This is a genomic window from Acidobacteriota bacterium, from assembly GCA_009861545.1.
Classification (GTDB): domain Bacteria; phylum Acidobacteriota; class Vicinamibacteria; order Vicinamibacterales; family UBA8438; genus WTFV01.
In genome coordinates this window covers 1-23557 of record VXME01000089.1, presented here as the reverse complement: position 1 = coordinate 23557, position 23557 = coordinate 1, and the positions used below count along the sequence as shown (strand labels likewise).

The following is a 23557-nucleotide window of genomic DNA, read 5'->3' as shown; positions in this document are numbered from 1 at the left end:
GCCCCCGGGCCCGCCCCCGCTTGAGCACCTCGAGCCCGTCGGCTGCCAGCTCGCCGTAGGGGTGCGCGCCGGTCAGTTGACCGAGCAGGGAGGTCCGGTCGTAGCCGTCGTCGCCCGCCGCCAGATGAACCAGCATCGGCCCGTGAAACCCCACCAGGCCGCAGCGCGTCGTCACGTAGCTCAGCAGCGCGGTTACGTCGCTGCACCCGAGCAGCACCTTGCATCCCGCGCGCATCCGCTCCGCATCCAGCCACGGCAGCACCTGCGCGCTCCCGTAGCCGCCGCGGACCGCGAGGACCCCGGCGATGGAAGGATCGGCCCAGGCCGATGCGAACGCGTTCGCGCGCCCCTCCGCCGGTCCGGCCACGTACTTCCGCCGCTCGAACACCGACGGCTCGAACACCGGCGTGAACCCCAGCGCCCGCAACTCGTCGAGCCCGCGGTCGAACACCGTCCGATCGAACGGACTCCCCGGCGCGATCAGCGCGATGCGATCACCCGCGCGCAACCCTGGCGGCCTGCGCATGCTCTACAGCGACTCCCGCATGGCGTGAGCGATCTCCTCGTGCTCGGCGCACCCGATCACCTCGTCCAGGCGCGCCGCCGGAGGCGGCCGCCAGCCGTCATCTTCCCGCAGGAACCGCTCCCGGGCGCGCCGCTGCCGCCCCAGGGCCTCCTCGACCCGGCGCTCGGACAGCGTGCCGTCCTCGACCGCGCGGATCAGGCCTTCGATGACCTCCACCTGCGCCGCCGGATCCGGCTCGCAGAGCAGCACCAGATCGCATCCGGCGCCGACTGCCTCGACGGCCGCGGGCACCGCTGCCTGGTGTTTCGCGATGGCGCCCATCGCCATGTCGTCCGTAACCACGAGTCCGTCGTACCCCAGCTCGTGGCGCAGCAGGCCGGTGATCAGCGCCCGCGACAGCGTGGCCGACGAGCTCTCATCCAGTGCCGGATACCGGACGTGCGCGGTCATGATGGCGGCCACGCCGGTCTCGATGGCCGCGCGGAACGGCCGCAGCTCGACCTCCTGCAGGCGCCCCGGCTCGTGCTCGACGACCGGCAGCTCCAGATGGGAATCCAGGCTCGTATCCCCGTGCCCGGGAAAGTGCTTCCCGCACGCGGCCAGCCCCTCCGCTTCGAACGCGCGAATGAGAACGGCGCCGAGCCGTGCGACTTCGCCCGGATCCTCCGACAGCGATCGGTCGCCGATGACCGGGTTGGCGGCATTGCTCTGTACGTCGAGCACCGGTGCGTAGTCGAGCGTGATGCCGACGCTCCGCAACTCGCGCGCGAGGGCGCGGCCGAAACGCTCCGTCAGATCCGCGTCGCCGCGCCGCCCGAGCGTTTCCAGCGGCGGCCACTCCGTGAACGGCGCCCGCAGACGCTGCACCCGGCCGCCCTCCTGGTCGACCGACACCCAGGGCGGAATCTCCGTGAGCTGCTTGACGTCGTACGCGATCTCCGCCACCTGCAGCGGCGCTTCGACGTTCCTCGCAAACAGGATCACGCCGCCGAGATCGAACTCGCGCGCGATTGCGCGCAACTCCACAGGCAGCGCAACACCGGCGAATCCGATCACGACCAGTTGTCCGAGATGACGCCGCAAGCCTGTAGGCATCCGAAGGGGCTGCGCTCATTATAATTCCTGCGTGCGGGTTCACGCGTCGGCTCCCACGCGAGTCGACCTCGCGGGCGGGACGCTGGACATCTGGCCCCTCTATCTTCTCCACGACGACGCCCAGACCCTGAACGCCGCCATCACGGTGCGGGCCGAGTGCCAACTGACGCCCAACCCCGACGGGCGCCTGCGCATCGTTGCGGAGGACACCGGAGCCCGGGTGGAGGCGGCGCACTGGTCGGAGCTCGCAGACGGCGCCGCGTCACGCCTGGTGGCTCGCGTGCTCCGCTACTTTCGCGCCGAGGGGCTCACCGTCTCCACCCGCTCGGCGGCCCCGGTCGGCGCCGGCCTGGCCGGATCCTCGGCCCTCAACATCGCGCTGTGCGCGGCGCTTGCGCGCTGGCAGGACCGCCGACTGGCCGGGGAATCGCTGATCGCCCTGGCCCTGAACCTCGAGGCCCAGGTACTCGGCGTGCCCACCGGAGGCCAGGACTACCGGCCCGCCACCTACGGCGGCATCGCGGCGCTCGAGATGGGTCCGGCCGGCGTGTCGCGCGTTCCACTTGGCGTCGACCCCGAATCCCTTGCCAACCGAATGGTGCTCGTGTACACGGAGCAGTCCCGCGACTCCGGCATCAACAACTGGGAGGTGACGAAGCGCCGCATCGATGGCGACCCGTCGGTCACCGCCCTGTTCGACGAGATCCGCGATGTCGCCCTGGGAATGCGGCGCGCCCTCGAAGCGGCCCGGTGGGACGAGGTGGCCCGCCACGTCGCCCTCGAATGGAACCTGCGCAAGCGGCTGGCGCCGGGGGTCACGACCGCCCGACTCGATACGCTCATCGCCTGCGGCCGGCAGGCCGGCGCCGACGCCGCCAAGGTCTGCGGCGCCGGCGGGGGCGGCTGCCTCCTCTTTCTGGCCCCGCCCGAACGCACCGGGGCGGTGCGGGACGCCCTCGCTCGGGCGGGAGCACGCGTGCTGGACTGTCGCATCGACACCCGCGGGCTCCGGGTATCGGCTTCGCCCGCCCCGGTTGGCTCGGCATGACGGACAAGGCAACCGGCGCGCGGGCACGCGGGCGGATCGCCGATCACTCGGCGACGAAGCTCAGGTAGTTCGCCTCCGTGACGCGTATGTCCACGACCTCGCCCGATTCGCCGAGCGACCGCCCCGGACGCTCGTTGATCGTGAACGCGCAGGCGCCCGCGTCACCGACCCGCAGACCAATCTCCTCCCGCGCGACGATCACCTCTCGCTCACCGGCGCGCAACAGCCGGGCGAGGACCCTGTCGCCATCGGCCGAGGCCTGCACCCAGCAGTCCGCCGTCGCGCTCATCTCCATCGTGAGCACGCCGGGTTCGACCCCTTCGGCCGGCGCCGGATCCGGGCGCAACGGGGACTCGACCGGCGGTGGGGGCGCCGGCTCTTCCGCAGGCTGCGGCGGAGGCGGCGGTTCGGACCCGGTCCCGGTCGCAAGCTCCGCGCCCGCGGCGACAACCCCTTCCGACGCCGGCGGCTCGGCATCGCTCGGGAGCAGCGCGCTCAGCACCCACAAGACCAGCGGCACCGCCAACAGCGCGAGCCAGACGACGCTCTTCGCCCTCCGCTGCCGCCGGACGAACTCCTCGTTCGCACGGCCCTCGATGGTCGCATGCAGCGTGGCGACGGAGGACTCGTCCGGGAAACGGGCTTCGAACTCCGCCAGGGTCTCCTGGGGGTCCAGTCCGACCGCCTCGGCGTAGGAGCGCACGAAGCCGCGCGTGAAGATCCCACCCGGGAGGTTCTCGATATCGTCGCGCTCTATCGCCTGCAGCTTGGAAACGGGGATTTTCGTGGAAGCCGAGACCTGCGCCAGCGTCATTCCGCGCGCCCTGCGCGCATCGAGCAGCAGCTTGCCGAACGGCTCGGGAGAGGCTTCAGTCACAGGACCCGCACGTTAGTCGAGGGTTCTTCCCCTGTCAAACGCGGCGCGCAGCACCTGCACCCGCTCTGCGATTCGCGCGCGGCGGCTCGACGGTCCGCATCGAAAGAGCCGGATGCCCGCCACCCCGGCCGCGCCGGTCGCCGCCACCGCCGCCCCGTCATCCACCGTCACGCCCCCGATAGCAAGGACCGGCCGGCTGGACGCGCGCACGATGTCGCGCAGTGCATCGAGTCCGAGCGGCGGCCGGCCCGGTTTCGACGCGGATGCGAACACGGTGCCGGCGAGCAGATAGTCGATCGCGCCGGCCTGCGTCGCCCGCCGCGCCGCGGGAGCGTCGTGAATCGAACGCCCCACGATCCAGCCGCGCGGGCCGAGAGCGCGGACGCGCGGCGCGGAGCGCGCGTCGTCTTTCAGATGCACGCCGTCGGCGCCGGCCGCCAGCGCCACGTCGGGGCGGTCGTTGACGACTACGCGGGCAGACGTGGCGCGGGTGCGGTCCACCGCGCCCCGCACCAGGTCCAGGAGGCTTCGGTCGCGCAGACCAGGTTCCCGAATCTGCACGAGGTCGACACCGGCGTCCGCACAATCGGCAATCACCTCCAAAAGCTGCGGCAGCGCTTCGTCCCCGGCGTCGGTCGCGGTCTCGGCAAGCGCGATCCGATCGGTCACGAGACAGATCAGGGTCGAAGAAGACGAGAGCGGTACGGGGTTGCGGGCCATGCCGGTCACAGCGAGCGCGGCCGAAAGGAGCGCCGATGCACATCCGAATACCCGAACCGGGCGACCGCGTCGACATGCGCACGGGTCGCGTAGCCCTTGTGGCGGTCGAAGCCATAGCGTGGGTCGACGGCGTGCAACCGCACCATCTCCCGGTCACGGATCACCTTCGCCACGATGGAGGCGGCAGCGATCGCCGCGCAACGCCGGTCGCCCCCGATCACCGCGCGCTGCGGCAGGTCGAGGCCCGGCACGCGGAAGCCGTCGACGAGCGCGAATGCCGGTTGCGGCTCCAGCGCCAGTATCGCGCGGCGGAGCGCATCGAGCGATGCGCGATGCACGTTGAGCCGATCGACGTCGTCCGGCGGCGCCGAGGCTACCGCCCAGTGGGCATTCCCGGTGATCTCGACATAGAGTCGCTCGCGCTGCATCGCCGTCAGCAGCTTCGAATCGCGCAGGCCGGCGATGTGCCTTCGGGAATCGAGCACCACCGCAGCGGCCACGACGGGCCCGGCCAGTGCACCCCGGCCTGCCTCGTCGGCCCCCGCGACATGCGCGAACCCGCTACGACGCAGCGCGTTCTCCATGGTCCGCCGCGCCGCGGGACGGGGCTTCGCCACGAGAATGCCGATAGGGCGGCAAATCGGAAATACAGCCGCCGATGGTCGGGCTAGCGCCTGCGCCGTTCGCGCATGCGCGCCGCCTTGCCCCGCAGCTTTCTGAGGAAGTACAGCTTCGCGCGCCGAACCCGCGCGGAGCGCACGACCTCGATCCGGTCGATCATCGGCGAGTGCAGCGGAAAGATCCGCTCGACGCCCTGGCCGAACGACACCTTGCGAACGGTGACGGTCGAGCCGGCGCCGCGGCGATGCTGGCCGATTACGATCCCCTCGAACACCTGAATCCGTTCCTTCTCACCCTCGGTCACCCGCACGTGCACGCGAATCGTATCGCCCGACCGGATGTCCGGCCGCTCGACGAGTTGGTTCTGCTCCACCGCTTCGATGGCCTTCATGGCTCTGCTCTCCCAGCCCGAAAATCGGTCCCCTGCGTCTGAAGCTCGCGGAGACACTCCCGTTCCTCATCGTCGAGACGCGCACGACGCAACAGATCCGGTCGCCGGCGGAGCGTGCGCTTCACCGCCTCGCGCTTCCGCCACCGCCGTATCTGGGCGTGATCGCCGGACACCAGCACTTCAGGCACCTCCTGCCCGTTCAAACTGGCCGGACGGGTGTACGTCGGACAGTCCAGCATCCGGCGCACGAACGAATCCGTCGCCACCGACTCCGAATTGCCCACGACGCCGGGCACCTGCCGCGACACGGCGTCGATGACAACGGCCGCGGCCAACTCGCCGCCACTCAGGACGTAGTCCCCGATCGAGATCTCCTCGGTGGCCACCTGCTCGCGCACGCGCTCGTCGACGCCCTGATAGCGCCCGCACAGCAGAACGATGTGCTCGAGGCCGCTCAAGCGGACCGCCGCCTCGTGCGTGAAGGTCTCGCCCTGCGGGGACAAGAGGATCACCGCCGCCGGCCCGCCACGGCAGTCCCGTACGTGCTCGACCGCGCGGATGAACGGCTCGACCTTCAACACCATGCCCGGCCCACCGCCGTACGGCGCGTCGTCCACCGTACGGTGACGGTCCGCCGTGAAATCCCGCAGGTCGTGCACCGCCACATCCAGCAGGCCGGCGGCGCGCGCCCGCCCGACCACGCCGACCCTCGCGACCTGCTCCACCAGCTCGGGAAATACCGTAACGACGTCGAACTTCATTCGTCGCTCCCGGTGCCGCGGCGTCCCGACCGCCGGCCGCCGGCCGCGGCCCGGGTTCGATTCACCTCGAGCAGGCCGGGCGGCGGATCGATGACAATCGACTCGGCGTCCGCATCGACCGTGACGCAGATCTCCGCAACGAGCGGAACGTCGATCTCGCGCCCCCGCGGCCCGACGATCAGGCGCTTGGCTTCCGCGGGTCCTTCGACCGCGGCCACCGTCCCGACCTCGTCTCCGCTCACCGTCCGTACCACGCAGCCGACGAGGTCATGTTCGTACCACGTGTCCGGCGGCAGGGGCCGCAACGCCTCGTCCGGCACCCGCAACTCGGCGCCCCGCAGGCTCTCCGCGGCGCTCAGCGTGTCCACCCTCTCGAAGGAGACGACCGGACGACCGCCGTGGAACCACGCGTCCCGGATCTTCACCGCGACCGGCATGCCGGCCTGCGCCATGAACAGCGTGCCGCCCGCGCGAAAGCGCTCCTCCGGGAAGTCGGTCTCCGGGTTGACCACCACCTCGCCATGCCTCCCGTGCGTCCGCGCGACGATGCCGACGACCGCCATCTCCCGCCACGAGCCGTGCTCCACCGGCACGTCACTCCTCGTCGAGGAAGTCGACCGCGGCCCGCATGCCGTCGCGTTCCGCGGCGATCTCGGCCAGCGCCCGCACCGCCGACGCAGTTCGGCCGCGGCGTCCAATCAGCTTGCCGAGGTCGCCCGAACGTGTCGTCAGCTCGATGCGCACACCTCCGTGCTCGACCCGTTCGTCCACCTGAACCGAGTCGGGATGATCGACGAGCGCCTTCGCGATCACCTCGACCACGTCCCGCGCGCGGCTCACGGAACCGCCGGCGCCGCCGCCGACTCCGCCGTCTCCTCGCTTCCGGCCGCGGCCGCCGGATTGCGTGCGATCAGGGTACGAACGGTGTCGCTCATCTGCGCGCCCTGCGCCACCCAGTGATCGATTCGGTCGATCTTCACCGTCAGCGCCTCGGGCTGCACCGTCGGGTCGTAGTGCCCCACCACCTCCAGCGCGCGTCCGTCGCGGGCGCTGCGCGAGTCGATCACCACCAGCCGGTAGAACGGGCTCTTCTTCGCTCCCTGCCGCCGCAGTCGAATCGTCAGCATCCTCTCTCCTTCGCCTGTCGCTCCGCCGCCGCGAGACCGCGCGGCGCGGCCCCGGCATCATTGCATGGTCGGCAACGCCATGCGCCGCCGCTTCCCTTTCCGCCGGCTCCGCCCGCCGACGGTCTTCAACATCTTGCGCATCTCCGCGAACTGCCGGAGCAGGCGATTGACGTCCTGCACCGTCGTCCCGCTGCCGCGCGCCACGCGGCGCCGCCGGCTCCCGTTCATGACCGCCGGGGCTCGGCGCTCCTGCGCGGTCATCGAATCGATGATGGCCACCATGCGGGTCATCACGCTCGCATCGACCTCCCCCTCGGGGATCCGCGAGCCGAGCCCCGGAATCATGCCGAGGACCTGGTTCAGCGGCCCCATCCGACCGACGGCCCGCATCTGCTGCTTGAGATCGTCGAGCGTGAGCTCGTTGCGCCGGATGCGCGTCGCCATCGAGGCGGCGTCGTCCCGGGTAATCGCCTGCTCGGCCCGTTCGACGAGGCTCAGCACGTCGCCCATGCCCAGAAGGCGCGAAACCAGCCGGTCGGGCCTGAACGGCTCCAGATCCTCCATCCGTTCACCGGTCGCCGCGAACGTGACCGGCACACCGACCACCGACACCACGGACAGCGCCGCCCCGCCCCGCGCGTCGCCGTCCAGCTTGGTGAGAACCACGCCGGTCACGCCGAGCCGGTGATTGAACTCGCCGGCGCTTCGGACCGCGTCCTGTCCGGTCATCGCGTCGGCCACGAACAGCAGGTCCGAAGGCTTGACGACATCCCGGATGGCCACGATCTCGTGCATCATCTCTTCGTCCAGGTGGAGGCGGCCGGCGGTATCCACGAGCAGAACGTCGAAGCCGAGCTGCCGCGCCTCGGACACCGCCGCGGTGGCGCGCCGCACGGGGTCTCCCGAGTCTCCCTCGTGGATCCGCAGCCCGGCGTCCCGCGCGAGCACCGCAAGCTGCTCGATAGCCGCCGGACGCCGCACGTCGGTGGAGACCAGAAGCGGATGCCGGCCCTGGCCGGACAGCCAACGCCCCAGCTTGGCGGTCGTCGTGGTCTTGCCCGAGCCCTGCAATCCGACCAGCAGCACCACCTGCGGCCGGTCGGCCGCGGCCGAGATCCCCGCGCGGGACTCGCCGAAGAGCTGCAGCAGCTCGTCGCGAACGATGGCAACGACCTGCTGGGACGGCGTGAGGCTGTCCAGCACCGCCCGTTCGGTGGCCCGATCGCGAACGCGATCGATGAAGGCCTTGACGACCTTGAAGTTGACGTCCGCCTCGAGCAGCGCCAGCCTGATCTCCCGCAACGTACGCTCGACCGCCTCCGGCGTCAGCCGCACCTCGCGGCGCAACGACCCGAACACGTCCTGCAAGCGTGAGCCGAGTACCTGGAACATCGGAATGGCCCGCTCCCGTCCGGGCCACTTGGCGAGAAACCGTAAACGCTTCTCAGGAAACTGGTTATTCTAGACCGTAGCGGTTGGCCGCGTCTAGCGCACATCCCCCCGCTCCAGTAGCCTGCGCCGCAGCACTTCGCTTCGCTTGCGTTCTGCGGCGCAAGCTCCTAGACGGACGACAGGCGGTGACCGAGCTTCTCCTTCTTCGTACGGAGATAGCGCTCGGTGAACTCGGTCGGCTCGATCTCCAGGGGCACCGATCTCTCCACCGCCAGCCCGTAGCCCTCGAGGCCGATGAACTTCCGGGGGTTGTTGGTGAGCAGGCGCATCGTGCGCACGCCGAGGTCGCCCAGTATCTGCGCGCCGATGCCGTAGTCGCGCTGGTCCGGCTTGAAGCCGAGATGCTCGTTCGCCTCGACGGTGTCGAGCCCCTGATCCTGCAGCTCGTAGGCGCGGATCTTGTTGGCCAGCCCGATGCCGCGACCCTCCTGGTTGAGATAGAGGAGCACGCCGCGACCCTCGGCGGCGATCCTCTCCATCGCCCACGACAACTGCGCCCCGCAGTCGCAACGGATGGACGTCAGCACGTCGCCGGTCAGGCATTGCGAATGGACGCGCACGAGCACGCTCTTGCCGTCGCCGACCTCGCCGCGCACGAGCGCGAGGTGGGTCCGCCCGTCGATGAGACTGTCGTAGGCGGTCACCGTGAAGGGTCCGTGCGCGGTCGGAAGCTGCGCCGACGCGAGGCGCTTCACGAGACGGTCGTGACGCATGCGGTGCTTGATGAGATCCGCAACGGTGATCATCGGCAGATCATGCCGCCGCGCGAACTGGTCGAGATCGGGCACGCGGGCCATCGTGCCGTCGTCGTTCATGATCTCGCAGATGACCCCGGCCGGGTAGAGGCCGGCGAGCCGGGCGAGATCGACCGCCGCTTCCGTCTGGCCGGCACGCACCAGCACGCCCCCGTCGCGCGCGCGCAGCGGGGAAACGTGGCCGGGCTTGGCGAGATCGGCCGGCCGGGTCGCCGGATCGATCGCCACCTGGATCGTGGCGGACCGGTCGGCGGCGGAAATCCCGGTGGTGGTGACGTGCTTCGCGTCGATGGGCACGGCGAACGCGGTTTCGAACCGCGACGTGTTCTCGCTCACGATCATCGGGATGTCGAGCTCGTCGAGACGTTGCCCGGTCATGGACAGGCAGATGAGGCCGCGGCCGTAGCGCGCCATGAAGTTGATCGCGTCGGGGGTGACCTTCTCCGCGGCGATGGTCAGATCCCCTTCGTTCTCGCGGTCCTCGTCGTCCACCACGATCAGCATGCGGCCGCGACGAAACGCCTCGACCGCCTCGTCGATAGTCGCGAACCGCGCGCCCGACGGACTCTCGCCGGACGTGGCGGCCGGCGCTTCCGGTTTGTCGCTGTCGGTCATGGCCGGCTCGACGTCGCCCCCCTCGGGTCGCCTCCGAACGCCTCCAGAGCGCGGGCAACGTACTTTCCGATGATATCGCACTCGATGTTGACGGCGTCGCCGGCGCGCCGTGCGTGAAGATTGGTGCAGCGCCAGGTGTGCGGCACGATCTGCACGGTGAAGCGGTCCGCCTCGAGCCCGGCGACGGTCAGGCTGATCCCATCGACCGCAACCGATCCCTTCGTCACGATGTATGGTGCGAGATCCGCCGGGAATCCGACGGTCACCCACCAGAAGTCGGACTCCTGCTCGATTCCGGCGAGACGCCCGACACCGTCGACGTGCCCCTGCACGAAGTGCCCCCCCAGCCGGCCGGAGGGCAGCAGCGGGCGTTCCAGGTTCACGGTCGCCCCGTCGCGCAGATCCTCCAGATTGGTGACCCGCAGGGTCTGCGGGGAGACGTCCGCTTCGAAACTCGAAGCGTCGAAACGCACCACCGTCAGGCAGACGCCGTTCACGGCGACGCTGTCTCCGATCGCGAGCTGCGCGGCGACGCCGGCAGCTATGCGGATTCGCCGTCCGGACGGCAGCTCGCGGGTCGCAGCGACCTCTCCCAGCGCTTCAACGAGTCCCGTGAACATCGGCCTCCATCAACACGTCCGGCCCGAGCGCCCGGACGGCGAGAGCATCGACGGCGCGGAAGACCGCATCGCGATCCATCCAGGCGACGCCCGATGGTCCCACCTCGACCGGCGCGACGAACATCTGCACCCGGTCGACGAGGCCCGCCTCCCACGCCGCCTCGTGCACCAGCCGGCCGCCTTCGAGAACGAGGCTCGTCACCCGACGCCGCGCCAGCCGCTCGAGGGCGTTGCGGAGGAACCCGCCGGCATCGACGCATTCGACCTCCGCGCCGGCGTCGGCCAGCCGCGCCAGCCGCTCGCGGCGCCGCGTGGATCCCGGCTCCAACGTCACGACGACGACCGGCCCGGACTCCAACGTCCCGAAGAGCCGCGCCGTAGGCGGCGTGCGCAACCGGCGATCGAAAACGACCCGGGTCAGCGGCAGCGCCCTCGACGCCCCGCGCGCGGTCAAGAGCGGATCGTCGATCAGCACCGTCGTCGACCCCACGCCGATTGCGTCCACCTCGCCCCGCAGCACGTGCACGGCTCGGCCGGCGGCGGGCGACGTCAATGGGGTTCGCGCCCCCGGCCGCGCGGCGATGCAGCCGTCGAGACTGGTGGCGACCTTCATCGTGACGAAGGGCCGCCGCCTGGACACCCACGTGACGAACGCCTCGTTCAACCGCACCGCCTCGCGCTTCCGAAGACCGACATCGACGGCGATCCCCTTGCCGCGCAGATGCGCGATGCCCTTGCCGTTCACCACCGGATTCGGGTCCGGCATCGCCACCACCACCCGCGCCAACGCCGCCTCGACGATCCGTTCGACGCAGGGGCCGGTTCGCCCGTGGTGGCAGCACGGTTCGAGCGTACAGTACAGGGTCGCGCCCCGCGCGGCCTCGCCGGCCTCGGCCAGCGCGCGAACCTCCGCGTGATCGCCCCCCGCCCGCTCATGGTAGCCGGACCCCACGACGGCGCCGCGGCCGTCGACGACGATAGCGCCGACCATGGGATTCGGGCTCGTCCGCCCGCGGCCCCGCGCGGCGAGCCGCAGGGCCTTGCGCATGTATGCATCGTCCTGCGCGGTGGACTCCATGGTCTCCTACCAGGCCTTCTCGAACAATGCATCGACGTAATCGCCGGCCGAGAACGGAAGCAGGTCGTCGATTCCTTCGCCGACGCCGACGTAGCGGATCGGGACCCCGAGCTCCCCCGCGATGGCCACCGCGACACCGCCTTTCGCGGTGCCGTCGAGCTTGGTCAGCACGATGCCGGTCACGCCCGCCGTCTCCAGGAAACGACGCGCCTGGGAGATGCCGTTCTGTCCCACGCTGGCGTCCACGACCAGCAGCACCTCGTGGGGTGCGCCGGCCGCCGCGCGGCCCGCGACGCGGCGTATCTTGCCCAGCTCCCCCATCAGATCGGCGCGAGTGTGCAGGCGGCCCGCGGTATCGACGAACACCACGTCGCGTCCCCGCGCCCGCGCCGCCGAGATCGCGTCGAAGACGACCGCGGCAGGGTCGGCTCCATCGGCGGCGCGCACGATGTCGACCGACGCACGTTCCGCCCATACCGCGATCTGCTCGACCGCGGCTGCCCGGAACGTGTCCGCGGCGCAGATCAGAGGCGTCCGGCCATCGAGGCGGCAGCGATGGGCCAGCTTTCCGACGGTCGTGGTCTTGCCGGTTCCGTTGACGCCGACCACGAGCACGACCCGCGGCGCCGGAACCTCCGCCGGGGGCGCCGCGGCGCCGGCCAGCACACCGCGTATCTCCGTCTTGACGCGCTCCCGGAGGTCGCCGCGACCGTCCTCGCCGACCCGGGCCACGATGCGCCCCGCCGTGAGCACCCCGACGTCCGCCTCGATCAACAACTCCTCGAGAGCCTCGAGGGTCTCGGCGCTCGAGCCGCCGCTCCCGGAAGTACCGCTCAGACGCTCGAGCCGGCTCGTCCAGCGCCTGGCCGTGCGCCGCAGCCCGTCACGCAGGCGGCCGACGATGCTCATTCGTCCAGCTCCGATCGCTGGCGCCTGAGCATGAGCTCCTCCACCGCGGACCGCGGCGTCTTGTGGCCGCCGATTACTTCGGCCATTTGCGCGGTGATGGGCAGCTCCACGCCGTGCCGCGCGCCCAGATCGAGCACCGCCCGGGTCGTGCGGACTCCTTCCGCGACCATCCGCATTCCGTCGAGCACCTCGTCGAGCGGGCGTCCCTTGCCGAGCTCGATCCCGAGTTGACGGTTGCGGCTCAGCCCGCCCGTGCACGTGAGCACGAGATCCCCGAGGCCACTCAGGCCCGCCAGCGTGTCCCGCCGTCCACCGAGGGCGTACGCCAGACGCGACATCTCGGCCAGTCCGCGCGTCACCAGCGCCGCTATCGCATTGTGACCGAGCCCCAGCGACTCGATGCCGCCGGCCGCGATGGCGATGACGTTCTTCATCGCGCCCCCGATCTCCACACCGACGACGTCGTCACTCGCGTACAGCCGGAAGCGGTCCGACCGGAAGTCCTGCTGGACGGCGTTGACCGCCTGCGGCCGTCGGCCGGCCACGGCCACCGCCGTGGGCACGCCCCGCGCCACCTCCGCAGCGAAGCTCGGGCCCGACAGTACCGTCACGGCCCGCTCGCCCCCCACCTCCTGGGCGATCACTTCCGACACCCTGAGGAGCGTCCCGTCCTCGATGCCCTTCGCGGCGCTGACGACCGTCGCGTTCGGCCGGAGGTGGTCCGCGGCGCGGCGCAGCACCTGCCGGGCCCCGTGCGACGGCACCGCGGCGACGACATACACCGCGCCGTCCACGGCGCTCTCCAGCGCCGGGGTCAGGTGCACGGATCGCGGCAACTCGACGCCGGGCAGGTACACGGCGTTGTGACGCCGAGCCTCCATCTGACCGACGAGCTCCGCATCCCGACCCCACAACCGCACCTCCCGCCCGCAGCGAGCGAGATGGATTGCCAGCGCCGTGCCCCAACTGCCGGCGCCGAGCACGGCCACCGGTCCGATCAGCACCACCCGCACGTCCTCCTGCTGTACATCGTCTTGGTCGAGACCCGGTCGCGCCCGCGGGTCGAGCCGGAGCGGCGCCTGGTGTCACTTCTTCGCTGACGCGTATCGAGTATGCCCGATCCGGGGAGCCGCATGAGTCACGCCGTGCCGCCCGCGAGCGCCGCCGTGGCCAGGCGATGGTAGGTCGAGCCGCCCGATTCCAGGCGGCTCTCGTACAAAGAGATGCGATCGACCGTCCAGGAAACGGGCGGCAACGCGGTTTCGGCCAGCGCGGCGCGCAGCCGACGACCCACTACGAGTCCGTCGCCTCGGCGCGAAGCAGCGCGCGGCGGAGCAGATCGAGCGCGGCCTGCGACGCCTGGAACTTCACCCGCTCGCGATCGCCGGGAAGTTGCACGCGGCGTACCCGCGCCGGCGCCCCGCGGACGGCCAGCGCCAGGCACACCGTGCCCACCGGCTTCCCGGGCGTCGCCCCGCCGGGGCCCGCGATCCCGGTCACGGCGAGGCCGAAATCGACATCGGCCGCGCCGCGCGCCGCCTCGGCCATCGCCTCGGCCACCGCCTCGCTCACCGCGCCGTGCGCTTCGATGAGCCCGGGGTCGACCCCGAGAGCCGCCTTCGCCTCGTTGCTGTAGAGAACCCACCCCGCGTGAACGTACGCCGAGCTGCCCGGCACGTCCGTGAGCCGCGACGCGATCAACCCGCCGGTGCAGGACTCGGCGACGGCGACACGCGCGTCCCGTCGCCGCAGCAACTCCCCCACCACCTCCGGCAGGGTCCGCCCGTCGGTGCTCACGACGCAGTTACCGAGCACGCCCGTCAGCTCCTCCACCGCGGCATCGAGAACGCGCACCCCCTCCGCGGGATCGGCGCCGACCGTCGACAGGTGCAGGTCGATCTGTCCCAGTGAGGCGAGAATCGTCGTCGAGACGGAGGGCTGCCGCGCGGCCAGCGGCCCGTAGATCGGCCGGGCCAGCTCATCGATATGCGATTCCGTCCGTCCGGTCGTGCGGATGGCACGCCGCTGAACCCTCCTGCCGCCGGTCGCCGAAGCCAGCCGGTCCGCAACCAGACGGTCGAACATCGGCCGCAGTTCCCGCGGCGGTCCGGGCAACAGGACCAGTCGGCACCCGCCTGCGGTCAACCAGAGCCCCGGCGCGGTTCCGGCCGGATTCGGCAGCACCTCCGCTCCACGCGGAATCGCCGCCTGCCGGCGGTTGATCTCCGGCATCTCCAGCCCGCGGGCTTCGAATCGGGCGCGAATCCGGGTGACGATGTCCGCCGACTCGTCGAGCGGCACGCCGAGCAGATCCGCGACGACGTCGCGCGTCACGTCGTCCGCGGTCGGTCCGAGTCCCCCGGTCACGATCACCACGTCCGCCGCGGTCATGGCGTAGCGCAGCGCACTCGCAAGACCGCGAGGCTCGTCCCCCGCCACCAGCTTCTGAACGACGTCGATCCCGACCCCGTTGAGCCGGTCGGTGATGAACAGCGAGTTCGTATCGGTCTTGTGCGGCGTCAGCAGCTCCGACCCGACGGCGACGATCACCGCCGACGACGGACCGCTGCCGCCTCGTTCCGTCATCCGAGCATCACCGACGGCGCGACGGCTGCCCCCACCCGTACCGTCACGTACGCGTAGAGGCCGGCGACCACGTCGTCCGCCATCACTCCCCATCCGGCCGGCAGGCGTTCGGCCGCGCGAGCCGGGAACGGCTTGACGATGTCGAAGAACCTGAACGCCAGAAATCCGGCCACCAGCCCCGGCCAGGCGACCGGAAACCAGAAAAACGTGATGAGCATGCCGGCGATCTCGTCGATGACGATGGCCCCCGGGTCGCGGCGGCCATAGCGCCGCTCGGCCACCGTCGCGGACCAGACTCCGACCGCGAGCACGACTCCCAGCAACAGCGCCTCCGCGCCGGCCTCGCCGGTCAGGCGCACCAGAAGCAGCAGGCAGAGGCCCACGGCGGAACCCCAGGTACCGGGCGCGACCGGTGCCAGCCCGACGTAACCGGCCGTAGCGACGGGCAGCGCCAGGCGGGACATCACCGTACGCGGACGGCACACGGACCGTGAGTATCGAATCCGGGAATGTGCATGCGCCTCGAGAGGTTCCGCGTCTCGATTCTCCCGCGTCTCGCAGGACGGGAAGGCATGGCGCACGGTGCGCCGCGCCGGGAAGTGATGCGATTATGGGACGAGAGCCGGAGGGCCGTCAACGGCCGCGGCAGATGATAGAAGCCGTCCCCAACATCAGCGAGGGCCGCCGGGGAGAGGTTGTGCGGGAGGCTCTCGAAGCGATCGAGGCGGTACCGGACGTCCGGGTGCTCGATTGGTCGTCGGACGCCTCCCACAACCGATCGGTCATCACGCTGGCCGGTGAAGCGAACCCGTTGCGCGCCGCGATCCTGCGACTCTGCGAGGTGGCGGTGAAGCGGATCGACCTGCGCCGTCACCACGGGGCCCACCCTCGCATCGGCGCGGTCGACGTCGTTCCGTTCGTGCCGCTCGGCGGCGTGTCGATGGAAGCCTGCGTCGCGCTCGCGCGCGCCACCGGCCGGGAAGTGGCGGAGCGGCTGCAGTTGCCGGTCCTGCTGTACGAGGCGGCCGCCGCCGTCCCGGCCCGACGGCGCCTGGAACACCTGCGGCGCGGTCAGTTCGAGCGCCTCGCCGGCAAGCTCCAGAAGCCCGAATGGAGACCGGACTACGGCCCCCGTCACCCACACCCTTCGGCGGGGGCGACGGCCGTCGGGGCGCGCGGTCCGCTCATCGCCTTCAACGTGAATCTCGCGTCGCGGGACCTCGACGTCGCCCGGCGAATAGCGCGGGCGGTCAGGGAGAGCAGCGGCGGCTTGCCGCACGTCAAGGCCATGGGCGTCCTGCTTTCGGCCTCTTCCGGGACCGTCGCCCAGGTGTCGATGAACCTGACCGACTACCGGCGCACCCCGCTGTCCGCGGCCCTGGATCGCGTCGCTCGCGAGGCGGCGCGCGAGGGAGTCGCGGTCGCGGGCACCGAACTTGTCGGGCTCGTACCGCAAGCAGCGATAGACGGATCGGAAGGCGGGAGGCCCATGCTCGACGTCATTCATCCGGACCGGACGATCGAGGCGCGGCTCGATCGCCGGCGTCCCTCTCTTCCTGACCATCGAGCAGCCCCTTGAGCACCTCCATGAACTCCCCGAGGTCGCGAAAGTCGCGGTAGACGGACGCGAACCGGACATAGGCCACCTTGTCGAGCATCTTGAGCTCGTCCATCACGAAGGCGCCCACCGCTTCGGTGGAAATCTCCTTGTCGGTCCGCTCGTGCAGGGCTGCCTCGACCCGATTGGCCACCGCCTCGAGGAGCGCAACGCTCACGGGACGTTTCTCGCAGGCCTTGAACATCCCTGCAATCACCTTCCCGCGCTCGAAGCGCTCCCGCGTCCCGTCCTTCTTGACGACCATGTACGGGATCTCGTCGATCCGCTCGTAACTGGTGAACCGGCGCCCGCAACGGCTGCACTCCCGTCGGCGGCGGATCGCATCGCCCTCCCGGCTCTCGCGGGAGTCGACGACCCGATCGTCGAGGCAACCGCAGAACGGACACTTCAACGCTCGTCCTCCCCGTACGCATCGGGCTCCGTCCCGCCTGCCGCGGCCCCCGCCAACCGGCTGACGCTCGTCAGATGCACCCCCTCGCAGGCCATCAGGACGACGCCGGCAATCGTGACCGGCACGAAGGAGATGGCGTGCGCCACCAGTCCCGCTCCGACCGCGCTCTCGGCGCCCGCGGCGAAGAGCGTCGTCGCCCCCACCTGGAAGGCGGCATGGTATCCGCCGACTCCCGCCGGCGTCGGCACGGCGACGCCGAGCACGATCAGTACCAGCAGGATTCCGGCGCCGGACGGCGGCATGTCGACGCCGAAAGCCACCGACACCAGCCAGATTCCGGCGGTGATCGAAACCCAGACGAAGACCGTCCACGCCATCGCCCACACGAGGGGTCCCGGCCGACGCATCACCCCGAGGCCTTCCGAGAAACGGTGCGACACCCGGCCGAGCCTCTGCGAGAGCCCGGCCGGCAGGATCGACGTCACGCGCGCGACTCCGCGACCGACCGCCTCGGGATTGGTTGCCGCCGCGCAGGCCAGAACCAGGGTGCCGAGGGCCAATCCGCCCGCGCCGATCGCCCCGGCGTACAGCGCCGGCAGCAACCCGCCCGCCTCCACGCCGAGGCTCGGCACGAAGGCGACGACCGACACGCCGAAGATCACCAGGATCACGACGATGTCCAGCAATCGCTCGAGCACCACCGTCCCTATCGCCGCGCTCACGCTGAGTTCTTCGCGCCGGGCGAGCACGTACGGCCGGAGGATCTCGCCGACGCGCCCCGGCAGAATGGCCGTCGCGGCGAAGCCCATCACCGTCGCCCGCAGAGCGACCCCCAGGCGCACCCGTCCCAGCGGCTCGAGCAGGTAGCACCAGCGCACCGCGCGCGCCAGATAGGTCGCGATCATGGCCAGGACGGCGAGCCCGAGCAGATCGAGCCGGGCACTCAAGACCGCGTCCGCCACGCGATCGAGGTCCGCGCCGCGCAGCACGAACGCCATCAGGCCGACGCCCAGCAAGCCGATGGCGATTGTGCGGCCGTGTCTCCACATGCGGAACCGACCGTACTACATTTTGTTTTGCCGTCGCGCGAGGGTCCCGTTAAGCTATATCCCTTCTTCATCCGCACGAGGGTCTCCTGTTGCCATCCAGCGCTTCCGTCTTCGAAACGTCTCTCGACGGCATCGCCGTCCACCGCCGCGGCAAGGTCCGCGACATGTACGAGGTCGGCGAGCATCTGCTCATGGTCGCCACCGACCGCATCTCGGCCTACGACGTGGTGCTCGGCTCGGCCGTTCCGGACAAGGGCCGGGTGCTCACCCAGTTGTCGGCGTTCTGGTTCGGGCGAACCGGGGACATCGTGGGCAACCATCTGATCTCGACGGATCCCGGCGACTATCCGGAATCGTTGGGCGCGCACGCCGATCTGCTTGCCGGACGCTCGATGCTCGTGCGCCGCACGAAACCCATCCCCATCGAGTGCGTCGCCCGCGGGTACCTGTCCGGATCCGGCTGGAAGGAATACCAGCGCGACGGGCAGGTCTGCGGCGTCCGGCTACCCGCCGGCCTGCGCGAGTCCGACCGCCTGCCGGAGCCCATCTTCACGCCGGCCACCAAGGCGGAAACCGGCCACGACGTCAACATCAGCGAAGCCGAGGCCGGCCGTCTCGTCGGTCCGGATCTGGTGGCGCGACTCCGGGCGCTGACGCTGGCGCTGTACGAGCACGGCGCGGCGCACGCCGCGGAGCACGGCATCATCGTGGCGGACACCAAGTTCGAGTTCGGTGTCGCCTCCACCGGCGCGGGAGACGAGGTCATCCTCATCGACGAGGTGCTGACGCCGGACTCTTCGCGGTTCTGGCCCGCCGAGCGGTACACGGCGGGCGGACCGCAACCGAGCTTCGACAAGCAGTACGTCCGCGACTACCTGGATCGCGTCGCATGGGACCGCAGACCGCCCGGGCCGACGCTGCCCGACGACGTCGTCTCGAACACGCGCCTGAAGTACGTCGAGGCGTACCGCCTGCTGGCCGGCCGCGATCTCCAGGATTGAGGACAGGAGTCGACGCGTGCGCGAAGAACTCGACCGCCTGGTGGACGAGATGTTGACCAAGGGCATCCGTTACGAGGATGCGCAGAGCGAGATCGAGAAGCGATTCATCAGCCGCGCGCTGGAAAAGTCGAACGGCCGACTCGGTCGAGCCGCCAGCCTCCTGGGAATCCACCGCAACACCCTGAGCCGCAAGATGGCCGCCCACCGTCTGAAGAGGACCGGCTGAAGCGGCTCCGCTCCCTGTCCCCGCCTTGACGCGATTCCCGTGCGGTCATTAGAATAGCAGTCTCGATGGTGGACTGCTAGCGCCACCAGGCACAGCGTCGCACGGGAAGCGACTCGTGCGATTGATCGAACTTTTCGAGAAGGGAGTAGCACAGTTCATGGCTGCCAAGGTACGACCACTTCACGACCGCATCATCGTCGAGCGCATCGAGGAAGGCGAGCAGCAGGTCGGCGGCATCATCATCCCGGATACGGCGAAGGAGAAGCCGCAGCAGGGCAAGGTGATCGCGGTCGGCAACGGCAAGATCAAGGACGACGGCACGGTGACGCCGCTCGACGTCAAGGCGGGGGACACGGTGCTGTTCGGCAAGTACTCCGGCCAGGAGATCAAGCTGGAGGGCGACGAGTTCCTGATCATGCGCGAGGACGAGATCCTCGGCGTCATCGAAACCGACTAGCGGCGACCACCGCAATTTCAGTGATTGGAGTTCGAGAAGAATGGCCAAGCAGATCGTCTACGGACAGGAATCGCGGCAGAAGATCATCGAGGGCGTGAACCAGCTCGCCAACGCCGTCAAGGTCACCCTCGGCCCGAAGGGCCGCAACGTTGTCCTCGACAAGAAGTTCGGCTCGCCCACCATCACCAAGGACGGCGTCACCGTCGCCAAGGAAATCGACCTGAAGGACCCGCTCGAGAACATGGGCGCGCAGATGGTCCGCGAGGTCGCGAGCAAGACCTCGGACATCGCCGGTGACGGCACCACGACGGCGACCGTGCTCGCCCAGGCCATCTACCGCGAGGGCGCCAAGAACGTCGTGGCCGGCGCGAACCCGATGGAGATCAAGCGCGGCATCGAGACCGCGGTGGACACCGTCGTCGGCAAGCTGCGGGCGATGTCGAAGAGCGTCAGCGGCAACATGATCGCGCAGGTCGGCACCATCTCGGCCAACAACGACGCGACGATCGGCACCATCATCGCGGAGGCGATGGACAAGGTCGGCAAGGACGGCGTCATCACCGTGGAGGAGGCCCGCACCCTCGAGACCTCGCTCGAGGTCGTCGAGGGCATGCAGTTCGACCGCGGCTACCTCTCGCCGTACTTCGTGACCGACGCCGAGCGGATGGAGTGCGTCCTCGAGAACCCGATCATCCTCATCCACGAGAAGAAGATCAGCTCGATGAAGGACCTGCTGCCGCTCCTCGAGCAGGTGGCGCGCCTGAGCCGGCCGCTGCTCATCATCGCCGAGGACATCGAGGGCGAGGCGCTCGCGACCCTCGTCGTCAACAAGCTGCGCGGCACGCTGCAGGGCGCCGCGGTCAAGGCCCCCGGCTTCGGCGACCGCCGCAAGGCCATGCTCGAGGACATCGCCATCCTGACCAACGGCAAGGCGATCACCGAGGACCTCGGACTGAAGCTCGAGAACATCCGCGTCGAGGACCTCGGCAAGGCCAAGAAGGTCACCATCGACAAGGACAACACGACCATCGTCGAGGGCGACGGCACACAGGCCGCCATCGAGGGCCGCGTCAAGCAGATCCGTGCGCAGATCGAGGAGACGACCTCCGACTACGACCGCGAGAAGCTGCAGGAACGCCTGGCCAAGCTCGTCGGCGGCGTCGCGGTCATCAAGGTCGGCGCGGCGACCGAGACCGAGATGAAGGAGAAGAAGGCGCGCGTCGAGGACGCGATGCACGCGACGAAGGCGGCGGTCGAGGAGGGCATCGTCCCGGGCGGCGGCGTCGCACTGCTCCGCGCCTCCGGTGCGCTCGAGGACGTCAATCTCGCCGGCGACAAGCAGATCGGCGTCAACATCATCCGGCGGGCCCTCGAGGAGCCGATGCGCTGGATCTCCCAGAACGCCGGGTTCGAGGGCTCCATCGTCGTCCAGAAGGTCCGCGAGGCGGGCGACGAGCAGGAAGGTTTCAACGCCCAGAACGAGAAGTACGAGAACCTGGTGTCGGCGGGTGTCATCGACCCGACGAAGGTCGTGCGGACCGCGCTCCAGAATTCCGGCTCGATTGCCTCGCTGCTGCTGACGACCGAGGCGCTGGTCTCCGAGATTCCCGAGGAGAAGAAGGAGCCGGCCGGCGGCGGCATGGGCCCCCACGGTGGCGGCATGGGCGGGATGTACTAGGAGCTCGCGCCAATCCCGTCGGATCTCTCGAAGCGCCCGGGCAGGCTGCGCGCCTGTCCGGGCGTTTCTCTTTCTCTGCCGACGACGGAGCGTCTCGCCTGCTGACGATAGCCCGCGGGTCCGGGGATTCGCCCGCCTCGCGCGGCTGTCAACCGACCCGCCCGAGTGCCAGGGTCGACGCCGCGCCGCTCATCAGCGCAGGTTGAAGAAAAGCTCCAGGCTGACGAGCACCGCGACCGGCTCGCCGAAGCGCATCCCGGGCGCGAACAGCCACTGCTTCGCGGCCGCGATCGCCTGATCGTCGAGGCCGAACACCTGGTCCAGAGACTTGCTGACCGTGACGTCGCCGACCTCGCCGGTGGGCAGGACGACGACGTCCAGCCAGACGGTCCCCTGAATCCGCGCCCGCATCGCCTCGGCCGTGTACTCCGGCCTCACATCCCGCAACAGGCGCGGAATGACGAGGCCCGCGGTTCCCGGACGGTAGACGCCCCCGCCGGTGCCGCCGCCTTCGCCCGGACCGAGCCCGTCGCCCTGCCCCGGCCCGGCGCCGCCGCCCTCGCCGCTCCCCGCCCCGCCGCCGGTGCCGCTGCCCTGCGAGGATTCGGAGTCGGCGGTGAGTCCCTCGAGCACGCCCGGCGTCGTCTCGGGCGCGCTGGCCATCGGCACGGCGGGAATCGAGAGCTCCTGCGTCTCGATCGGCTCGGGCTCGGGTTCCGGCTCGGGTTCCGGCTCCGGCTCGACCGGGATCGGCTCGGCGACGGGCACGCTCAATGCGGTCTCGTCCGGCCCCTCGATCTCGGCCAGCCGCGGCATCTCCAGGGACTCGTTGCCGCCCCCGCCGCCACCGCCGCCCGGACCGTCCTCGGGAATCCACACGATGCCGGCGAAGTTGGGTTGCTCCACGAACTCGTACACGCGCTCCGGCGCCAGGCTCAGCACGAGGGCCGCGATTCCCAGCCCGACCGCGTGGCTGGTGAGCGATGCCGCTACCGAGCCGCCCACGCGCTGCTGGCTGGCCCGCAGCAGGAAAGGCGCGTCCGCCGGCGCGACGTCGTCCGGCAGTATCGAGAGCGTCCCGTCGGCAGCCCGAACGCCGGCCGTGGTGTCGGCGCCGGGCTTGCGAGCGGCCTTCAGGCGGAGAGGGCCGGCCGCTGGCACGACGGATGACCGGCGACGTCGTCTGTCAGGCGGGGTGTACGACGTGTGCGAGGATGGAAACCGAATCTGACCGAGACCGAGACCCTGGCCCAAGGGCGCGCCTCCTCAACCCATTTTGCCCAACCTGCCGCAAATGGGCAACCGCCGGGACACGGCTGTGCCTTCGCGAGCCGGCTCCGGCCGCTCCCGTGCAGGCGAAGGGCACGGCCGGTGCGAGATCAGACCCGCCCAACCCACGCGCCGATGGCTGCGTTGCCGCCGCCGTAGGCGTGCATCAGCGCCAGCGCATCGGCGGCTCGGGTCTCGCCGGCCACGGCGATCAGAACGCCGCCGCGCGCGGTGAGCGTCTCGAAGATGAACCCGTCGTGCGCCTGGAACCCCGCCCGGCGCATGGTGGCCGCCACGCCGCTCGCGCCGAGCGCGTCGTCGGCGCCCTGCAGCGTCTCCACGAGAGTGCCGTGGGCCACCGCGGGGCCGAGTCCCGAAACCTCCACGAGCGACTGTTCCGCACCTACACCGAAGGTCTTCTCCATCAAGTCGGTTACGTCCGGCGCCTGCTTCGCCAGAATCGAGAGCGCCTCCGGCGGAAAGCCCTCCCCGGCCAGCGCGGAAAGCCCGCGCGATGCCCACGCCGCGTCCTGAAACACGCCGACCGTAAAGCACGGTCCTTCCTGATACATCGCCATAGGTCGTGGGGCGTCCTTCCGAGCCCGATACGGATCAGGTGATTGTAGCACCGTTCAGATGAGGGGCGCCGCTCCCATCAGGAGTGCCCCCTCCCTCACTGAGGGGGCC

Annotated in this window: 28 protein-coding genes; 6 read left to right on the top strand and 22 right to left on the bottom strand. The window is 70.3% G+C overall.

Features of this window, described 5'->3' with window-relative positions:
* The coding region (locus F4X11_14660; GenBank protein ID MYN66249.1) for an LD-carboxypeptidase at positions 1–526 on the bottom strand (526 nt) is incomplete at its 3' end.
* Positions 527–529: 3 nt separating this feature from the next.
* On the bottom strand, positions 530–1621 hold the full coding sequence (nagZ, locus tag F4X11_14655) for a beta-N-acetylhexosaminidase (GenBank protein MYN66248.1): 1092 nt from the start codon (positions 1619–1621) through the stop codon (positions 530–532).
* 31 nt (positions 1622–1652) lie between these two features.
* Here nagZ and F4X11_14650 point away from each other — a divergent pair, with 31 nt between their 5' ends.
* Positions 1653–2669 (top strand): GHMP kinase, encoded by a 1017-nt coding sequence (locus F4X11_14650; protein ID MYN66247.1) that lies wholly within the window; start codon positions 1653–1655, stop codon positions 2667–2669.
* Positions 2670–2712: 43 nt separating this feature from the next.
* Here F4X11_14650 and F4X11_14645 read toward each other — a convergent pair whose 3' ends face one another.
* The 16 genes from F4X11_14645 to F4X11_14570 form a co-directional block, all read right to left on the bottom strand.
* The gene (locus F4X11_14645; protein MYN66246.1) at positions 2713–3546 is read right to left on the bottom strand and encodes a helix-turn-helix domain-containing protein; all 834 of its coding nucleotides are present in this window, start codon (positions 3544–3546) and stop codon (positions 2713–2715) included.
* A 12-nt stretch (positions 3547–3558) separates the two neighbouring features.
* Positions 3559–4266, bottom strand: a complete 708-nt coding sequence (locus F4X11_14640; protein MYN66245.1) for a thiamine phosphate synthase — start codon at positions 4264–4266, stop codon at positions 3559–3561.
* Between the two features lie 5 nt (positions 4267–4271).
* The gene (locus tag F4X11_14635; protein ID MYN66244.1) at positions 4272–4850 is read right to left on the bottom strand and encodes a ribonuclease HII; all 579 of its coding nucleotides are present in this window, start codon (positions 4848–4850) and stop codon (positions 4272–4274) included.
* Positions 4851–4933: 83 nt separating this feature from the next.
* On the bottom strand, positions 4934–5278 hold the full coding sequence (locus tag F4X11_14630) for a 50S ribosomal protein L19 (GenBank protein MYN66243.1): 345 nt from the start codon (positions 5276–5278) through the stop codon (positions 4934–4936).
* Positions 5275–6039 (bottom strand): tRNA (guanosine(37)-N1)-methyltransferase TrmD, encoded by a 765-nt coding sequence (gene trmD, locus F4X11_14625; GenBank protein MYN66242.1) that lies wholly within the window; start codon positions 6037–6039, stop codon positions 5275–5277. Before trmD ends, F4X11_14630 begins: the two co-directional genes overlap by 4 nt.
* The gene (gene rimM / locus F4X11_14620) at positions 6036–6632 is read right to left on the bottom strand and encodes a 16S rRNA processing protein RimM (protein ID MYN66241.1); all 597 of its coding nucleotides are present in this window, start codon (positions 6630–6632) and stop codon (positions 6036–6038) included. The genes trmD and rimM overlap by 4 nt, the downstream gene beginning before the upstream one ends.
* A 1-nt stretch (position 6633) precedes the next feature.
* Entirely contained in the window at positions 6634–6879 is a 246-nt protein-coding gene (locus F4X11_14615; protein ID MYN66240.1) for a KH domain-containing protein, read from the bottom strand.
* Positions 6876–7166 carry a 30S ribosomal protein S16 gene (rpsP, locus tag F4X11_14610; GenBank protein ID MYN66239.1) on the bottom strand — a complete coding sequence of 97 codons (291 nt, stop codon included), beginning with the start codon at positions 7164–7166 and terminating at the stop codon, positions 6876–6878. Before rpsP ends, F4X11_14615 begins: the two co-directional genes overlap by 4 nt.
* A 57-nt stretch (positions 7167–7223) precedes the next feature.
* Positions 7224–8558 carry a signal recognition particle protein gene (locus F4X11_14605; protein ID MYN66238.1) on the bottom strand — a complete coding sequence of 445 codons (1335 nt, stop codon included), beginning with the start codon at positions 8556–8558 and terminating at the stop codon, positions 7224–7226.
* A 167-nt stretch (positions 8559–8725) separates the two neighbouring features.
* On the bottom strand, positions 8726–9988 hold the full coding sequence (locus tag F4X11_14600) for a bifunctional 3,4-dihydroxy-2-butanone-4-phosphate synthase/GTP cyclohydrolase II (GenBank protein ID MYN66237.1): 1263 nt from the start codon (positions 9986–9988) through the stop codon (positions 8726–8728).
* On the bottom strand, positions 9985–10608 hold the full coding sequence (locus tag F4X11_14595; GenBank protein MYN66236.1) for a riboflavin synthase: 624 nt from the start codon (positions 10606–10608) through the stop codon (positions 9985–9987). Before F4X11_14595 ends, F4X11_14600 begins: the two co-directional genes overlap by 4 nt.
* Entirely contained in the window at positions 10589–11686 is a 1098-nt protein-coding gene (ribD, locus tag F4X11_14590; protein MYN66235.1) for a bifunctional diaminohydroxyphosphoribosylaminopyrimidine deaminase/5-amino-6-(5-phosphoribosylamino)uracil reductase RibD, read from the bottom strand. Before ribD ends, F4X11_14595 begins: the two co-directional genes overlap by 20 nt.
* 6 nt (positions 11687–11692) lie before the next feature.
* The gene (gene ftsY / locus F4X11_14585; GenBank protein MYN66234.1) at positions 11693–12595 is read right to left on the bottom strand and encodes a signal recognition particle-docking protein FtsY; all 903 of its coding nucleotides are present in this window, start codon (positions 12593–12595) and stop codon (positions 11693–11695) included.
* Entirely contained in the window at positions 12592–13593 is a 1002-nt protein-coding gene (locus F4X11_14580) for an NAD(P)-dependent glycerol-3-phosphate dehydrogenase (GenBank protein ID MYN66233.1), read from the bottom strand. Before F4X11_14580 ends, ftsY begins: the two co-directional genes overlap by 4 nt.
* Before the next feature lie 295 nt (positions 13594–13888).
* On the bottom strand, positions 13889–15274 hold the full coding sequence (locus F4X11_14575; GenBank protein ID MYN66232.1) for a competence/damage-inducible protein A: 1386 nt from the start codon (positions 15272–15274) through the stop codon (positions 13889–13891).
* Positions 15178–15645, bottom strand: a complete 468-nt coding sequence (locus F4X11_14570; GenBank protein MYN66231.1) for a phosphatidylglycerophosphatase A — start codon at positions 15643–15645, stop codon at positions 15178–15180. Before F4X11_14570 ends, F4X11_14575 begins: the two co-directional genes overlap by 97 nt.
* Before the next feature lie 185 nt (positions 15646–15830).
* Here F4X11_14570 and ftcD point away from each other — a divergent pair, with 185 nt between their 5' ends.
* Positions 15831–16760, top strand: a complete 930-nt coding sequence (ftcD, locus tag F4X11_14565; GenBank protein MYN66230.1) for a glutamate formimidoyltransferase — start codon at positions 15831–15833, stop codon at positions 16758–16760.
* On the opposite strand, the gene nrdR is transcribed toward ftcD, so the two are convergent.
* Positions 16681–17190 (bottom strand): transcriptional repressor NrdR, encoded by a 510-nt coding sequence (gene nrdR / locus F4X11_14560; GenBank protein MYN66229.1) that lies wholly within the window; start codon positions 17188–17190, stop codon positions 16681–16683. The two genes, ftcD and nrdR, sit on opposite strands and share 80 nt — an antisense overlap.
* Positions 17187–18239 carry a flippase-like domain-containing protein gene (locus tag F4X11_14555; GenBank protein MYN66228.1) on the bottom strand — a complete coding sequence of 351 codons (1053 nt, stop codon included), beginning with the start codon at positions 18237–18239 and terminating at the stop codon, positions 17187–17189. Before F4X11_14555 ends, nrdR begins: the two co-directional genes overlap by 4 nt.
* Before the next feature lie 89 nt (positions 18240–18328).
* Between F4X11_14555 and F4X11_14550 the strand changes: the two genes are divergently transcribed.
* The 4 genes from F4X11_14550 to groL all read left to right on the top strand — a co-directional run bounded on the left by F4X11_14550 (position 18329) and on the right by groL (position 21601).
* Positions 18329–19240: a phosphoribosylaminoimidazolesuccinocarboxamide synthase gene (locus F4X11_14550; GenBank protein ID MYN66227.1), complete on the top strand. Its 912-nt coding sequence runs from the start codon at positions 18329–18331 to the stop codon at positions 19238–19240.
* Between the two features lie 49 nt (positions 19241–19289).
* The gene (locus F4X11_14545) at positions 19290–19466 is read left to right on the top strand and encodes a hypothetical protein (protein MYN66226.1); all 177 of its coding nucleotides are present in this window, start codon (positions 19290–19292) and stop codon (positions 19464–19466) included.
* A 157-nt stretch (positions 19467–19623) separates the two neighbouring features.
* Positions 19624–19923 (top strand): co-chaperone GroES, encoded by a 300-nt coding sequence (locus F4X11_14540; GenBank protein ID MYN66225.1) that lies wholly within the window; start codon positions 19624–19626, stop codon positions 19921–19923.
* A 40-nt stretch (positions 19924–19963) separates the two neighbouring features.
* Positions 19964–21601, top strand: coding sequence for a chaperonin GroEL (groL, locus tag F4X11_14535; protein MYN66224.1), 1638 nt, complete (start codon positions 19964–19966; stop codon positions 21599–21601).
* A gap of 192 nt (positions 21602–21793) precedes the next feature.
* Here the strand turns inward: groL and F4X11_14530 are convergent, their stop codons facing one another.
* Together F4X11_14530 and F4X11_14525 are read right to left on the bottom strand one after the other, a co-directional pair.
* Entirely contained in the window at positions 21794–22762 is a 969-nt protein-coding gene (locus F4X11_14530) for an energy transducer TonB (GenBank protein ID MYN66223.1), read from the bottom strand.
* 218 nt (positions 22763–22980) lie between these two features.
* Positions 22981–23442 (bottom strand): hypothetical protein, encoded by a 462-nt coding sequence (locus tag F4X11_14525; protein MYN66222.1) that lies wholly within the window; start codon positions 23440–23442, stop codon positions 22981–22983.
* Positions 23443–23557: the final 115 nt, after the last annotated feature.

Coding starts and splice junctions, on each gene's coding strand:
- nagZ (MYN66248.1), bottom strand. CDS start 1,621: ATGCCTACAGGCTTGCGGCGTCATCTCGGACAACTGGTCGTGATCGGA.
- F4X11_14640 (MYN66245.1), bottom strand. CDS start 4,266: ATGGCCCGCAACCCCGTACCGCTCTCGTCTTCTTCGACCCTGATCTGT.
- F4X11_14635 (MYN66244.1), bottom strand. CDS start 4,850: ATGGAGAACGCGCTGCGTCGTAGCGGGTTCGCGCATGTCGCGGGGGCC.
- F4X11_14630 (MYN66243.1), bottom strand. CDS start 5,278: ATGAAGGCCATCGAAGCGGTGGAGCAGAACCAACTCGTCGAGCGGCCG.
- trmD (MYN66242.1), bottom strand. CDS start 6,039: ATGAAGTTCGACGTCGTTACGGTATTTCCCGAGCTGGTGGAGCAGGTC.
- rpsP (MYN66239.1), bottom strand. CDS start 7,166: ATGCTGACGATTCGACTGCGGCGGCAGGGAGCGAAGAAGAGCCCGTTC.
- F4X11_14605 (MYN66238.1), bottom strand. CDS start 8,558: ATGTTCCAGGTACTCGGCTCACGCTTGCAGGACGTGTTCGGGTCGTTG.
- F4X11_14600 (MYN66237.1), bottom strand. CDS start 9,988: ATGACCGACAGCGACAAACCGGAAGCGCCGGCCGCCACGTCCGGCGAG.
- F4X11_14595 (MYN66236.1), bottom strand. CDS start 10,608: ATGTTCACGGGACTCGTTGAAGCGCTGGGAGAGGTCGCTGCGACCCGC.
- ribD (MYN66235.1), bottom strand. CDS start 11,686: ATGGAGTCCACCGCGCAGGACGATGCATACATGCGCAAGGCCCTGCGG.
- ftsY (MYN66234.1), bottom strand. CDS start 12,595: ATGAGCATCGTCGGCCGCCTGCGTGACGGGCTGCGGCGCACGGCCAGG.
- F4X11_14575 (MYN66232.1), bottom strand. CDS start 15,274: ATGGGGAGTGATGGCGGACGACGTGGTCGCCGGCCTCTACGCGTACGT.
- F4X11_14570 (MYN66231.1), bottom strand. CDS start 15,645: ATGTCCCGCCTGGCGCTGCCCGTCGCTACGGCCGGTTACGTCGGGCTG.
- ftcD (MYN66230.1), top strand. CDS start 15,831: ATGATAGAAGCCGTCCCCAACATCAGCGAGGGCCGCCGGGGAGAGGTT.
- F4X11_14555 (MYN66228.1), bottom strand. CDS start 18,239: ATGTGGAGACACGGCCGCACAATCGCCATCGGCTTGCTGGGCGTCGGC.
- F4X11_14545 (MYN66226.1), top strand. CDS start 19,290: ATGTTGACCAAGGGCATCCGTTACGAGGATGCGCAGAGCGAGATCGAG.
- F4X11_14540 (MYN66225.1), top strand. CDS start 19,624: ATGGCTGCCAAGGTACGACCACTTCACGACCGCATCATCGTCGAGCGC.
- groL (MYN66224.1), top strand. CDS start 19,964: ATGGCCAAGCAGATCGTCTACGGACAGGAATCGCGGCAGAAGATCATC.
- F4X11_14525 (MYN66222.1), bottom strand. CDS start 23,442: ATGTATCAGGAAGGACCGTGCTTTACGGTCGGCGTGTTTCAGGACGCG.